Here is a 14008-nt window from a genome sequence, read left to right as displayed (position 1 = left end):
ACTGATGGCGCAACAATCTATGTGGGTAAAAATAATAAACAAAACGACTATCTGACTAACAAAAAAGCACGTAAGCATCATCTATGGTTCCATACCAAAGATATCCCAGGATCACATGTCGTTATCTTTGAAGATGAACCTAGCGATAAAACAATCGAAGAAGCCGCAATGTTATCTGCCTACTTCTCAAAAGCCGGCAGCTCTGGTCAAATCCCAGTAGATTATACAGAAATCCGCAACGTCCACAAACCTTCTGGTGCTAAACCAGGATTTGTGACATACGACAATCAAAAAACACTCTATGCAACACCTGACTATGACCACATTCAGTCTATGAAGAGTGAAGCAGAAAAAGTGAAGATAAAATAAAAATAACCAGTCGATGTTAAAACTGACATCGACTGGTTTTTCATTAAAACAAATAAGCTTTCAATTCTTTAGAATATGTTGGTAATTTAGGAGTGTTACGATTAATAGCATGGTTACTCACTATCGCATCCGCATTTTCAATCAATGCTTTAATAGTAGGATGAATAGGTTCTAAACCTGTTTCTTCAAACAATCCATTTAAGATGAATGGTCGATAATCATATTGATGGGCATCTGAAGCAATGAAATGTGTAAGATTAGAACGAATCATTTCAATGGAAGCGAGTTGTAATCCTTTGCCGAAATAGCCGCCTAATGATGCGGAAGTGATTTGGCTTAATGCCCCTTCACTTACTAATTCATACAAGAGGCTCATATCTTTCATTATTGCACTATTACGTTCAGGATGTGCAATGATTGGTGTATAACCTTCTCTCAGTAATACTTTAAAAAGTTGTTTTGTATATTCTGGTACTTCATTCGGAGGAAACTCAATCAACAAATAATTTGAACCATTGAGTCCTCTGACTTTACCAGATTTCAAATCATCTAAAACATGATCTGATATTCTTACTTCTTGTCCCGGATAAATTTCTATTCCTAATGCTTTCACTTCTTTTAATTTACATAATTCTTTTACTTTCAACTTAACTTTATCGAAAGTATTGTTATAAGCTGACGTATAATGTGGTGTCGCAATAATTCCTGTTACACCTTCATCTTTTGCTTGGCTTAATAATTGGATAGCTTCTGCTTTATTTTGAGGTCCGTCATCTGCTTTGATTAATATATGGTTATGCATGTCTATCATCGGTGTTCATCTCCATGTTGTATAGCACCCTCTTTTTATTACGTGCCACTTATTACTTCTATTATAATATGACTGCTTTGCACCCCTCAATTAATAACCAAGACTCTTGCCTTAATAATATTTAGAATAAGACAAGTCTTCTGGTACGACTTTATTTAATATCACACCCAATATCTTAGCACCTGATTTTTCAATTAATGCTTTGCCTCTTTTGATTTCTTTGGTATTGTTATTTTCCACATCTACAACTAATACTGCATTACCTGCAATTTCAGAAAATATTTGTGCATCTGTCACACTGTTTACAGGCGGTGTATCGATGATAACGAAGTCATAATAATCGTTGAGTGTATGATGGAGATTTTTAAAGCGTTGAGAAACGATCAGTTCTGATGGATTAGGCGGCGTAGGACCAGAGGTCATTAAATCCAATCCTTCTACTTCTGTCTTTGTGATTGCTTAATTGATTGTCTGTTTTAAAATGATAGTGCTGTGTCGGCTTTCTCATGTCCCCATCTAGCAATAAAGTATGATAGCCTGCTTGTGCATAGACAACTGCGAGATTCGCTGCTATTGTACTTTTGCCTGCTTCTGGTTTTTCTGATGTCACAACGATGGATTGTATATCATGATCGATACTAGAGAATAAAAGATTTGAGCGAATACTTTTAAATTGTTCGCTTATGTAATTTTTGTCGTTATCTTTTGTGACTAATGAATTAGTAGGATAGTGCTTCTTCTTTTTTCTGAACATATTTGACTCCTTTTAGGTCTGAGTTGTTTTAAATCGTATTAAATTTAATTGTCCGATAGATAATCATTGCCAATTATATCACGAGTGGTATTTCAGAGATAGAACTAATCAAAAGTAATTGTCTGTATAAAAATTTTTTATGGTAAAACTTACTATAAAAGTAAATTAAGTAGCACTTAATCATTTGACAGTAAAAAAGCAACCCATCACATTGATGAGCTGCCCTATTTCAAATAATTCTATTAATCCATTAAAGCAAGTTGGAAATTAACACCGAAACGATCTTGTACCCATGCAAATTCACGATATGGGCCAAGTTCTGATTTAGCCATTAAGATTGCGCCGCCTTTTTTAAGACCGCTGTATAATCGTTCCATTTCCATTGCATTATCTACAGTCACGAATAAAGAAATGGCTGGATTCATAGGAATCTCAGTCCCATTTGAATTATCAATAGCCATAAGTACTTGGTCTTTTAAACGAAAGATGGCGTGTTGAACAGCACCTGCTTCTCCGCTTCCAAACTCATCATACTTCACCATCGATAAGACTTCACTGTCCTCAAACAATGAGGTATACAGTTCAATTGCTTCTTCAGCTTCATTATTAAACATTAAAAACGTTGTGACTTTTGGTATATGCACACTATCCCCTCCTGTTTGTTCTCATACTGAAAAGCCCTTTCAGTATATGTATGACGCTATTCATAGTATAATACGTATATTCAAAATTGATAAGTAATTTACGCAACATGCGCATCAATTGATTGGAGGTACTTATTTATGTCTCATTTTGTCTTACCTATTCTTGCGTTTTTCGCAATTATGATTATCGGCTATATTTTCATTAGAATTTATTTACGTTAATTTAAAAAGTCCGTAAATCGCTTCACTGCTCATCAGTGCTTATGATTTACGGACTTTTTTGCGCTATAGATTAAATATAGCCTTTCTCTTTTATATCGGTTTTGCATTTTTTAAATATATTTTTCTCTTGTTCATTCGATAACCATTGATTTTCATCTGCATCATGGCTGTCATGGCTTTCGCGGTAATCTTCGTTTGCGTTAAGGAATTTGTTTAAATGCGCAAACGGTCGTTGTGAAGTTTGTGTATTCGAATCGGACATGGTCCATCCCTCCATCCAATTCTATCTTATGCTAAATTATCTCTCCATTCAACTAAAGACTGAATATCTGATTCAGAAATTTTACCTTGTTCTTTAGCCACTTCGATTAATTCATTGTAATCACTTAATGTATAGAATGGAATATCAGCATCTTTGAACATTTTATCTGCTTTAGCTAAACCGTAAGTAAAAATCGCAACAACGCCAACTACTTCAGCGCCTGCTTCTCTTAATGCTTCAGCTGCGACTAAAGAAGAGCCGCCTGTTGAAATCAAATCTTCAACGACTACGATTTTTTTACCGTTGCTTTGTGCACCTTCGATTTGGTTTTGTTTACCATGGCTTTTACTTTTAGAACGTACATAGCTCATCGGCATATCTAATTTTTCAGAGATGAATGCTGCATGTGGAATGCCCGCTGTCGCAGTTCCAGATACGATTTCTGCATCACTGAAGTGTTCTTGAATTAATGCGATTAAGCCATCGCGGATTTCATTACGTACTTTAGGATACGCTAATGTAACACGGTTATCGCAATAAATCGGAGATTTAATTCCTGAACTCCATGTAAATAAATCATTTGGTGACAATGCTACAGCACCAATATCTAATAATGATTGTGCAATTTTTTTAGACATCTTAACCTAACCAACTTTCTTTAATATGATGATAACTTTCTACCGGATTATCACTTTGTGTGATCGGACGTCCTACGACAATGTGTGTTGAACCCATTTCACGTGCTTTATCTGGTGTTGTAATACGTTTTTGATCATCTTGTGCATAATGTGCAGGACGGATACCAGGTGTGACTTTCAAGAAATCTGAACCTAATTCTTTTGTCAGCAACTCTGCTTCTAATGGTGAACATACGACACCGTCAAGTCCTGCTTCTTTTGTTAAACGTGCATAATTTAATACCGCTTCTTCAATAGAAGTTTGGATATTCTGCTCTTTATGCAGCATTTCTTCTGTAGTAGAAGTTAATTGCGTTACCGCAATAATCTTCGTGTCTTTATTGACACTGCGCAAACCTTCAACAGCTTGGCGCATCATTTCTGTACCGCCCGCTGCGTGTACGTTTACTAAATCAACGTTCAAGCGGCCTAAACCTGCCATTGCTTGTTTCACTGTGTTCGGAATATCATGCAATTTCAAGTCTAAGAAAATGTCATGACCGCGTGACTTGATTTTGTTAATGAGTTCTGGTCCTGTTTGATAGTAAAGCTCCATCCCGATTTTGATGTATAAAGGTTCATCAAATAAATCTAAGAAATGTTCTACTTCCTCAGCCGTCGCAAAGTCTAATGCGATAATCGGTAAAGGTAAATTACGATTTGCCATTATTTTGTCACCTCAAAAGTCCTTTTGTACAATTCATTGATATGGTTTACACCAAGTTCGTCGAGCAATGCAAGCAGTTCATCAATAATTTCCTTGCAAACCATCGGATTTTGGAAGTTTGCTGTTCCGACTGCCACTGCATTCGCACCCACTGAAATATAGTCTATAACATCTTGCGCGTTTTGAACACCGCCCATTGCAATAATCGGAATATCTACTGCTTGTCTTACTTGATAAACCATACGCATAGCGACTGGTTTAATTGCTGGACCGCTTAATCCGCCGACAGTATTTGCGATAATCGGGCGTCCTGTTTTCGCATCGATTCGAAGACCGACCAAAGTATTGATCATTGTTAATCCATCCGCATATTCTGCGATAGCTTTCGCCATTTCTACAATATCTGTAACATTTGGTGAGAGCTTCACATAAACCGGTACTTCTGATACAGCTTTAACTTTGCGTGTAAGTTCAGCCGCAACTTTAGGATCAACTCCGAACTGCATGCCGCCTTCTTTAACGTTCGGACATGAGATGTTTAATTCCAACGCTTTTACATTCGGTGCTTTTGAAATATGCTCTGCTACATAGACATAGTCTTCTTCTTTTGAACCCGCTACGTTAGCGATAATCGGTACATCATATTGTTCTAATGCTTTTAATTCATGTTCTAAAATATGATGCACGCCCGGGTTTTGCAGACCGATCGCATTAATCATACCGCTGTCTGTTTCTGCGACACGAGGTGTTTCATTACCGTAACGTGCTTCTTTTGTTGCGGCTTTAATCATAATCGCGCCTAATTCACTCAAGTCGTAGAATTGGCTGAATTCAGCACCGAACGCAAAACAACCGCTTGCAGGCATAATCGGATTCTTTAAATCTAAACCAGGGATTTCAACATTTAATCGACTCATAGGATGACTGCTCCTTTCTCAAATACAGGTCCGTCTGTACATACTTTGACATAACTTGTTTCAGATTCAGGCGTATGGCACACACATGCATAACATGCACCGATACCGCAGCCCATACGTTCTTCAAGTGAAATAAAACCTTCAACATCTTGTAGCTTTTCATGTTCTTTAATCGCTTTTAACATAGGTTTAGGACCGCATGTGTAATACACATCGTAATCAACCGGAAGTTCAGAAATCACATTCGTTACGAAACCTTTTGAACCCATTGTGCCGTCTTCTGTCACAATATGTGTTTCGCCGAGTTGTGCAAATTCATCTGCGTAAAACACATCTTTTTTGCTTCTGAAACCAAGCACATGCACTGTTTCAATGCCTTGTCGATTTAATTGTTTAGATAACTCATAAAGAGGAGGAACACCAATACCGCCGCCGACAAGCAAAGCTTTGCGCTCTGCTTTTTCGACAGGGAAACCATTGCCTAAAGGTGCGATAATATCAATCGCATCATTTTCACGCATTTGTGAAAGACGCTGTGTTCCTGCACCTTCTGCACGGTACAACATCGTAAATGTGTCGATTTCAGGTTCGATATGGCAAATTGAAATCGGTCTTCTCAACATGTGCAATGATCCTTCACCTACTTTGATATGAACGAACTGCCCAGGTTGTGTCATCTTGCTTGTCACAGGTCCTTTTACTTTAATTTCAAAAATGCGGTCAGCAATTTCTTTGTTTGATACGATAATATTTTGTTCCACCGCTTAATCCTCCTTTAAATATTGAATGGCTTCTCTTTAGTATGATTCATCTTTGATTGAGTTAAATATATATGATTCTTTCACTTAAATAAACAAGTTTGCTCTACATGCTGCGCATTGTAAATGTCATGCTTTCAATAACATTTGTCAATGCATTGGCTGTATCTAACGAAGTCAGACATGGCACACCGTTTTCAACAGAAGCACGTCTGATTTGGAAGCCGTCTCTTTCAATCGTTTTCCCTTTTGTCATTGTGTTAATGACAATTTGCACTTCTCCGTTTTGGATACGTGTCAATAAATCATCTTCACCGCCGATTTTACCGACAGTTTCAACTGGGATGTCATTGTCAGCTAATTTTTGTGCTGTACCTGATGTCGCTAAAATTTTATAGCCGACTTCATTGAGGCGTTTCGCAATTTTAACCATTTCATCTTTGTCTTTATCACTAACAGTAATCAAGACTGTGCCATGGTCTTTCACTTCTACACCGCTTGCTGTCAAACCTTTGAATAAAGCTTTTTCTAATGTTAAGTCTTTACCCATTACCTCACCTGTAGATTTCATTTCAGGTCCGAGTGTGATATCCACATTTTTCAATTTATTGAAACTGAAGACTGGTACTTTGACATACACACCTTCTGAGTAAGGTTGAAGACCAGGTTGATAACCTAAGTCGCTTAATTTTTCTCCTAAGATGGCACACATCGCAAGCTGTGCCATAGGAATGTCTGTGATTTTGCTTAAGAATGGTACTGTACGACTTGATCTTGGGTTGACTTCTAAGACATAGACACCATCATGCGCAAGCACAAATTGGATGTTGATTAATCCGATAATGTCTAACCCTTTCGCAAGTTTGACTGTATAAGCTTCTAAAGTTTGAATCACTTCATCAGACAATGTTTGAGGCGGATAAACCGCAATTGAGTCGCCTGAGTGAACACCAGCTCTTTCAATGTGTTCCATGATACCTGGGATAATGACTGTTTCGCCGTCTGAAATGGCATCCACTTCAATTTCTTTACCTGTGAGGTATCTGTCCACAAGTACTGGATGTTCAGGACTTGCTTTAACAGCTTCTCTCATGTAATTTTCAAGCTCAGTATCATTATAAACGATTTCCATCGCACGTCCGCCTAAGACATAAGATGGACGTACAACTACCGGATAACCGATTTCACGTGCATTGTCTAAAGCTTCTTGCGGTGAAGTTGCTGTTTTACCTTTTGGTTGCGGTACATCGATTGCATTCAATAGTTCTTCGAATTCTTTTCTGTCTTCTGCACGGTTTAAGTTCTCTAATGATGTTCCTAGGATTTGTACACCGTGTCTTGCAAGTTTGTCTGCTAAGTTAATGGCAGTTTGACCGCCGAATTGCACAACTACACCTTTAGGCTGTTCAAGGTCGATGATGTTCATGACATCTTCTTCCGTTAAAGGTTCGAAATAGAGTTTGTCAGAGATAGAGAAGTCGGTTGAAACTGTTTCAGGGTTATTATTGACGATAATAGCTTCGTAGCCTGCATTTTGAATCGCCCATACAGCATGCACTGTCGCATAATCGAATTCAACCCCTTGTCCGATACGAATCGGTCCAGATCCAAGTACAATGACTTTTTCTTTATCTGAAACAACTGACTCATTATCTCTTTCATATGTGCCATAGTAGTACGGTGTCGCAGATTCGAATTCCGCAGCACATGTATCTACCATTTTGTATACTGGTTTAATATCGTTGTCATGGCGTAATTGATAAACGTCTTCTTCTTTCATTCCGAATCGGTGCGAAATCACTTTATCGCTGAAGCCGTAATCCTTCGCATATTTCAAATACTCGATATCGCCTTTATGTGCTTTAAGTTCACGTTCGATATCAATAATATGCTGGAATTTATTAAGGAAGAAGTAATCGATTTTTGTCATTTCATGAATCTCTTCGAGCGTTGTACCGCGTCGAATGGCTTCACCAATAAAGAAGAGACGTTCATCATCTTGCTGTAAGATACGTTCTTTTATGTAGTCTAAATCGTAACTTTCTCCATTCGGCAGTCCTAAATGATGGACACCATATTCTAATGAGCGTATTGCTTTTAATAATGACTCTTCGTAAGTACGGCCGATGGCCATAACTTCACCTGTTGCTTTCATTTGTGTACCTAAGACACGTTCGCCTTTTTCGAATTTATCGAATGGGAAACGCGGAATCTTAGAAATGACATAGTCTAATGCGGGTTCAAATGCAGCATATGAAGTACCTGTGACTGGGTTTAACATTTCATCTAAAGTTAAGCCCACCGCAATTTTCGCAGCTAATTTCGCAATCGGATAACCAGTTGCTTTAGACGCTAATGCTGATGAACGTGACACACGCGGGTTCACTTCAATAATGTAGTAATTCATTGAGTAAGGATCTAATGCGAGTTGTACGTTACAGCCGCCTTCGATACCTAATGCACGAATGACTTTGAGTGATAAATCACGCAACATTTGATATTCAACATCTGTTAAAGTTTGGCTCGGTGCTACTACAATCGAGTCGCCGGTATGAATTCCGACCGGATCGATATTTTCCATATTGCAGACTACAATCGCGTTATCATTTTTATCACGCATTACTTCATATTCGATTTCTTTAAAGCCCGCAATCGATTTTTCAATCAAACATTGTGTTGCCGGACTATAATGCAAACCATTCGTCACAACTTCTTTAAGCTCTTCATCGTTATGACAAATACCGCCGCCTGTTCCGCCCATTGTAAAGGCAGGACGTACGATTAACGGATAACCGACTTGTTCTTTAAAGGCAAAGGCTTGTTCTACTGTATGCACGATATCACTCTCTGGTACTGGTACATCTAAATCGTTCATTAAACTTCTGAATAATTCACGGTCTTCTGCTTGTTGAATCGAAGTTAATTTTGTACCTAATAAACGTACATTGTTAGCTTCAAGCACACCGCTTTCATGCAATTGAATTGCCATATTCAAACCTGTTTGTCCGCCCAGTGTCGGTAATAAAGCATCAGGTTGTTCTTTACGGATAATACGTGCGATAAAATCATGAGTTAACGGTTCAATGTAAACTTTATCTGCGATTTCTTTGTCTGTCATGATAGTAGCTGGGTTGGAGTTGACTAAGATAACGCGGTAGCCTTCTTCTTTTAAGGCTAAACATGCTTGTGTTCCAGCATAGTCGAACTCTGCGGCTTGTCCGATAATAATCGGTCCTGAACCGATTACTAAAATAGTTTGGATGTCATTATTTCTAGGCATTAACAATACGCTCCTTCTCTTTATATTCCTTCATCATTGTAATGAATTGATCAAATAAATAGTTTGAATCAGTAGGTCCTGGGCATGCTTCTGGATGATATTGTACTGAAAAAGCAGGAAGCGTTTTATGTTTTAATCCTTCTACTGTGCCATCATTCAAAGCAAGATGTGTCACTTCTAAATCTGTTTGTGCAACTGAGGCTTCATCAATCGCATAACCATGGTTTTGGCTGGTTAAAGCAATTTTGCCTGTTGCTAAATCTTTGACCGGGTGGTTCGCACCGCGGTGTCCGAATTTCATTTTAAAGGCTGTTGCCCCTTGTGATAAGGCGAAAAGCTGATGACCTAAACAAATGCCGAAGAATGGGATTTTGCCTAAAATGCCTTTAATCATTTCGACAGCTTCAGGTACATCTTCAGGGTCGCCAGGGCCATTAGAAAGCATGACACCATCTGGTGACATGCTGATGATTGTGTCAGCCGATGTATTGTAAGGTACGACTGTTACATTACATCCGCGTGCATTCAGTTCTCTAACGATATTTTGCTTTTTTCCGAAGTCAACAAGTACTACGCTTAAATCAGATCCTGTTGAAACATAAGGTGATTTCGTAGATACCATCGGTACTTCGTCACGAGAGAGTTCAAAATGTTGGAGTTCATCTATGAGTTCAGGTATTGCTTCAGGATGGTCTGTAAAACCAGCTTTTAAGACACCGTGTTCACGAATTTTTCGTGTAATACTGCGTGTATCTACACCTGAAATACCTGGAATATCATATTGAACTAATACGTCGTTGAAAGTCTTTTGTTTACGAAAGTTGCTTGGATGTGTGCTGGCTTCTTTAACTACTACTCCGCTCAAACTCGGTACAAGTGATTCAAAATCATCACGGTTGATGCCATAGTTTCCAATCAGCGGATACGTAAAGGTAATAATTTGTCCAGTATATGACGGGTCGGAAATTGTTTCCTGATAACCCGTCATTGCTGTGTTAAAGACAATTTCACCTTTTGTTAAATTGTCTGATCCAAGCTTTCTCCCTTCGTAGATTGAACCGTCTTCAAATACAAGATATCGTTTTTCTAACATGGTTGTTTACTCCTCCTTGAATGCCACTTCTCCAGCTACCATAGTGAATACTGGGTTGCCGTATACTTTATAACCGATGAATGGTGTATTGCTTGCTTTTGAATGGAAATCTTCTGCTTTGATTTCTCTTTCTTCTTCTAAATCGATTAATGTTAAGTCTGCTGTTTTGCCTTCTTCTAGGATACCGTATGGCAAGTCAAAGATTTGTGAAGGTTTGATTGTTAAGTAGTCGACTAATTGCTGTAATGACCAGTCGCCATTTTTTACAAAGTGTGTGTAAAGTAATGGGAAAGCTGTTTCGCTTCCAACAATACCGAATGGTGCTTTTGTCATTGGTTGTGCTTTTTCTTCTGCTGCATGCGGAGCATGGTCTGTTGCGATACAATCAATTGTTCCGTCTAACAATCCTTCAATCAGTGCATCTCTGTCTTCTTTACTTCTTAAAGGAGGATTCATTTTATACATTGCGTTGTCGCCTGGGACATCGTCTTCTGTCATTAATAAGTGGTGCGGTGTTACTTCTGCAGTGACATGGATACCTGCTGCTTTAGCGTCGCGAATGGCACGTACACTTTCTTTTGTTGACACGTGGCAGACATGATAGTGGCAATCTGCTGCTTCAGCTAATAATACGTCACGTGCAATTTGTACTGCTTCACAGATATTCGGAATACCCGGAATACCTAATTCTTTGCTGCGTTTCCCCTCGTGCATAGCGCCGCCGTAAATTAAGCTGTTATCTTCACAGTGTGCAACCACTGCTTTGTTTAATTTTGCTGCTTGCTGCATTGCTTCATACATTGTGCCGGCTGTTTGTACCCCTACACCGTCATCTGTGAATGCGAATGCGCCATGATCAGCCAACCCTTTGAAATCTACAAGCTCGCTGCCGGCTTGTCGGATAGTGATTGAAGCATATGGCAATACACGTACACGTGCATTATCTTTAATCAATTGATTCAAGTTGTCTAAATGTTCAACTGTATCTGGTACCGGACGTGTATTCGGCATTGGGCAAACTGTAGTGAAGCCGCCGCGTGCCGCTGCTTTTGTACCTGTTTCGATTGTTTCTTTATGTTCACCGCCTGGTTCTCTTAAGTGCACATGCACATCTACTAAGCCAGGTGCGGCGAAGCGACCTTTAGCATCGATCACTTCAACCTCTGAACCTACTTCGATTTTTGGTGCGATTTCTTTTACTTTATCGCCTTCTACTAAGATAGAAGCTTCTGTTAATTCACCGTCTTTTAATACTTTTGCATTTTTAATTAGCAACATCTATAAAAACCCCTTCCTCTTGTGCCGCAATAATGTGGCTGATGACTGACATACGTAAGAACATGCCGTTTTTCATTTGTTTGAAAATACGTGATTTCGGCGCTTCTACTAATTCTGTATCGATTTCTACGCCTCTGTTTACTGGTGCTGGGTGCATCACAATTGATTTTGGTTTCATGCGGTTGTATCTTTCTTTAGTTAAACCGTATTTTTCATGATATTCAGTCGGGTCAAAGTTTAATTCACCGTCATGTCTTTCATGTTGTACTCTTAATAACATTACAATATCCGTTTTATCGATGACATCATCGATTTTTACATAAGGAGCATCTAGTGAGTCGTCTACCCACTCATCAGGTGCTGCGAATTTAACATTAGCACCTAATGCTGTAAGTGCTTGGTAGTTGCTGCGTGCTACACGAGAGTTTTTGATATCTCCGCAGATTAACACGTTCAAGCCTTGGAATTTTTTGTATTCTTCATAGATTGTCATGATATCAAGCAAACTTTGTGTCGGGTGTTGACCGCTGCCGTCTCCACCGTTGATAACTGGGATTTGCAATCCTTCTAATTCTTTGTAGTAGTCTCTTTGCGGGTGACGGATTACTAAAGCGTCTACTCCGATACTTTCTAATGTTTTGCATGTGTCGTATAATGACTCACCTTTTTTAACAGATGAAGTACTAGTTTCAAATGGAATTTCTTGCATACCTAAGCGGCGTTCTGCCATTTCAAAGCTGCATTTTGTACGCGTTGAGTTTTCGAAGAATAAGTTAGCAACATATTTATTATTTAGTTTATGAACTTGCTTACCTTGTTTGTATTCGATCGCTGTTTCGATAAGTGAATAAATCTCTTCATTTGTTAAGTCTTCCATAGATACTAATTGTTTCATTGTTAATTCCCCCTAAGAATTGGATAAAGTTTATTTATTTGATGTTTCCGGTTTTGCTTTAGGTAAAATTAGATTTAATACGATGCCTGACAATGCTGCCAGTGCCATACCTTCAACTTTTACGCCGTGGATATCGAACATTAAGTTGCCGATGCCCACTACTAAAATTACTGACGTGATTACTAAGTTACGGTTTTCTGAAAAATCTACCTTGCTTTCAACCAGCATTCTCAAGCCGCTTGAAGCGATAATTCCGAATAAGAGAATGGAGACACCACCCATAACAGGCGTTGGAATTGATGAAATCAATGCTGTGAACTTTCCGACAAATGCCAGAATGATTGCGATGACCGCTGCGCCGCCGATAACGTAGATACTGTATATCTTTGTTATGGCAAGAACGCCGATGTTTTCACCGTATGTTGTGCTTGGCGGTCCGCCAATGATACTTGAAAACATTGTTGATACACCGTCTCCGATAATTGATCTGTGCAGACCAGGTTTTTCGAAGAAGTTGCGGCCGACGACTTTGTTGATAACCATTTGGTGTCCGATATGCTCACTGACTGTGACAAATACAATCGGCAACATTAAGAGCACCAGACCGAAGTGGAAACTTGGATGATAATCTACAAATGGTACATAGATGTGCGGCCAGTCAAACCATGATGCTTTCAATACTGGTTTGAAGTCTACAATGCCGAAACAAATACCTGCGATGTAGCCTACGATAATTCCGATCAGTACCGGAATCAGTGCGAAGAACCCTTTCATATAGCCTTGAACCACTAATGTCGTAATTAATGTAATCATTGCGACAATCAGATATGTGACGTTGTAGCCTTTCATATCTCCAGCGTTTTCAAACATTGCCATATTGGCAGCTGTCGGTGCAAGACTTAAGCCGATAACCATGATGACAGGTCCTACTACAACCGGCGGCAGCAAATGCATGAGCCAACCGATTCCGCTTAACTTGATTAAGATTCCGATGATGACGTACATGATGCCGCTCATGAAGAGTGCGACTAACATGTCTCCTAAGCTGTGTGTGCTTAATCCTGTGATAATCGGTGTAATGAAGGCGAAACTTGAGCCTAAGTACGCTGGAATCATTGCTTTCGTGATTAAGATGTAAAGCAGTGTTCCGATTCCTGATGCAAGCAATGCCGCAGATATCGGCAAGCCTGTTAAGAATGGTACTAAAACTGTTGCGCCGAACATTGCGAATAGATGCTGCAAGCTCAAGAATGCCCATTGGCCAGCCTTAGGCTTTTCATTTACATCTAGTACGGGTTTCACCGTTCGCTCAAACATTTGTTCATTTTCCATTTCTCTTTTTCTTCCTTTCATGAAAAAAATCTCTTTACAGCAATCAGCA

Annotated in this window: 13 protein-coding genes and 1 pseudogene; 1 reads left to right on the top strand and 13 read right to left on the bottom strand. The window is 39.1% G+C overall.

Annotation, left to right across the window (positions count from 1 at the left end):
• A partial coding sequence (locus C7N65_RS07735) for an NFACT RNA binding domain-containing protein (RefSeq protein WP_158698109.1) occupies positions 1-369 on the top strand: 369 nt, incomplete at its 5' end.
• Between the two features lie 43 nt (positions 370-412).
• Here C7N65_RS07735 and C7N65_RS07730 read toward each other — a convergent pair.
• The 13 genes and pseudogenes from C7N65_RS07730 to C7N65_RS07670 all read right to left on the bottom strand — a co-directional run bounded on the left by C7N65_RS07730 (position 413) and on the right by C7N65_RS07670 (position 13959).
• Positions 413-1180, bottom strand: coding sequence for a tyrosine-protein phosphatase (locus C7N65_RS07730; protein ID WP_105993902.1), 768 nt, complete (start codon positions 1178-1180; stop codon positions 413-415).
• 111 nt (positions 1181-1291) lie between these two features.
• Positions 1292-1934: pseudogene (locus C7N65_RS07725) on the bottom strand (polysaccharide biosynthesis tyrosine autokinase).
• Positions 1935-2176: 242 nt separating this feature from the next.
• Entirely contained in the window at positions 2177-2578 is a 402-nt protein-coding gene (locus C7N65_RS07720) for a VOC family protein (protein ID WP_105993901.1), read from the bottom strand.
• Between the two features lie 292 nt (positions 2579-2870).
• Complete coding sequence (locus C7N65_RS07715; protein WP_105993900.1) at positions 2871-3062, bottom strand: hypothetical protein; 192 nt, start codon at positions 3060-3062, stop codon at positions 2871-2873.
• Positions 3063-3088: 26 nt separating this feature from the next.
• Positions 3089-3700, bottom strand: a complete 612-nt coding sequence (pyrE, locus tag C7N65_RS07710; protein ID WP_105993899.1) for an orotate phosphoribosyltransferase — start codon at positions 3698-3700, stop codon at positions 3089-3091.
• Position 3701: 1 nt separating this feature from the next.
• Positions 3702-4406 carry an orotidine-5'-phosphate decarboxylase gene (gene pyrF, locus C7N65_RS07705; RefSeq protein WP_105993898.1) on the bottom strand — a complete coding sequence of 235 codons (705 nt, stop codon included), beginning with the start codon at positions 4404-4406 and terminating at the stop codon, positions 3702-3704.
• Positions 4406-5323: a dihydroorotate dehydrogenase gene (locus C7N65_RS07700; protein ID WP_105993897.1), complete on the bottom strand. Its 918-nt coding sequence runs from the start codon at positions 5321-5323 to the stop codon at positions 4406-4408. Before C7N65_RS07700 ends, pyrF begins: the two co-directional genes overlap by 1 nt.
• Positions 5320-6084, bottom strand: coding sequence for a dihydroorotate dehydrogenase electron transfer subunit (locus C7N65_RS07695; protein ID WP_105993896.1), 765 nt, complete (start codon positions 6082-6084; stop codon positions 5320-5322). The genes C7N65_RS07700 and C7N65_RS07695 overlap by 4 nt, the downstream gene beginning before the upstream one ends.
• 103 nt (positions 6085-6187) lie before the next feature.
• Positions 6188-9361: a carbamoyl-phosphate synthase large subunit gene (gene carB / locus C7N65_RS07690; protein ID WP_105993895.1), complete on the bottom strand. Its 3174-nt coding sequence runs from the start codon at positions 9359-9361 to the stop codon at positions 6188-6190.
• The gene (locus C7N65_RS07685) at positions 9354-10454 is read right to left on the bottom strand and encodes a carbamoyl phosphate synthase small subunit (protein WP_105993894.1); all 1101 of its coding nucleotides are present in this window, start codon (positions 10452-10454) and stop codon (positions 9354-9356) included. Before C7N65_RS07685 ends, carB begins: the two co-directional genes overlap by 8 nt.
• A gap of 6 nt (positions 10455-10460) precedes the next feature.
• Entirely contained in the window at positions 10461-11732 is a 1272-nt protein-coding gene (locus tag C7N65_RS07680; protein WP_105993893.1) for a dihydroorotase, read from the bottom strand.
• The gene (locus tag C7N65_RS07675) at positions 11719-12627 is read right to left on the bottom strand and encodes an aspartate carbamoyltransferase catalytic subunit (RefSeq protein ID WP_105993892.1); all 909 of its coding nucleotides are present in this window, start codon (positions 12625-12627) and stop codon (positions 11719-11721) included. The genes C7N65_RS07680 and C7N65_RS07675 overlap by 14 nt, the downstream gene beginning before the upstream one ends.
• A 30-nt stretch (positions 12628-12657) precedes the next feature.
• Positions 12658-13959, bottom strand: a complete 1302-nt coding sequence (locus C7N65_RS07670; protein WP_105993906.1) for a uracil-xanthine permease family protein — start codon at positions 13957-13959, stop codon at positions 12658-12660.
• Between the last annotated feature and the right edge of the window lie 49 nt (positions 13960-14008).

Origin of the sequence: Staphylococcus simulans (assembly GCF_002994445.1) — a bacterium.
Lineage (GTDB): Bacteria > Bacillota > Bacilli > Staphylococcales > Staphylococcaceae > Staphylococcus > Staphylococcus simulans_B.
The sequence above is the reverse complement of the archived record's forward strand: the minus strand, read 5'-3'. Positions and strand labels throughout refer to the sequence as shown.

Bases quoted from the DNA above. Each gene is read 5' to 3' on its own strand.
- carB (WP_105993895.1), bottom strand. From the start codon at position 9,361: ATGCCTAGAAATAATGACATCCAAACTATTTTAGTAATCGGTTCAGGA.
- C7N65_RS07715 (WP_105993900.1), bottom strand. From the start codon at position 3,062: ATGTCCGATTCGAATACACAAACTTCACAACGACCGTTTGCGCATTTA.
- C7N65_RS07675 (WP_105993892.1), bottom strand. From the start codon at position 12,627: ATGAAACAATTAGTATCTATGGAAGACTTAACAAATGAAGAGATTTAT.
- C7N65_RS07670 (WP_105993906.1), bottom strand. From the start codon at position 13,959: ATGGAAAATGAACAAATGTTTGAGCGAACGGTGAAACCCGTACTAGAT.
- pyrE (WP_105993899.1), bottom strand. From the start codon at position 3,700: ATGTCTAAAAAAATTGCACAATCATTATTAGATATTGGTGCTGTAGCA.
- C7N65_RS07730 (WP_105993902.1), bottom strand. From the start codon at position 1,180: ATGATAGACATGCATAACCATATATTAATCAAAGCAGATGACGGACCT.
- pyrF (WP_105993898.1), bottom strand. From the start codon at position 4,406: ATGGCAAATCGTAATTTACCTTTACCGATTATCGCATTAGACTTTGCG.
- C7N65_RS07680 (WP_105993893.1), bottom strand. From the start codon at position 11,732: ATGTTGCTAATTAAAAATGCAAAAGTATTAAAAGACGGTGAATTAACA.
- C7N65_RS07685 (WP_105993894.1), bottom strand. From the start codon at position 10,454: ATGTTAGAAAAACGATATCTTGTATTTGAAGACGGTTCAATCTACGAA.
- C7N65_RS07700 (WP_105993897.1), bottom strand. From the start codon at position 5,323: ATGAGTCGATTAAATGTTGAAATCCCTGGTTTAGATTTAAAGAATCCG.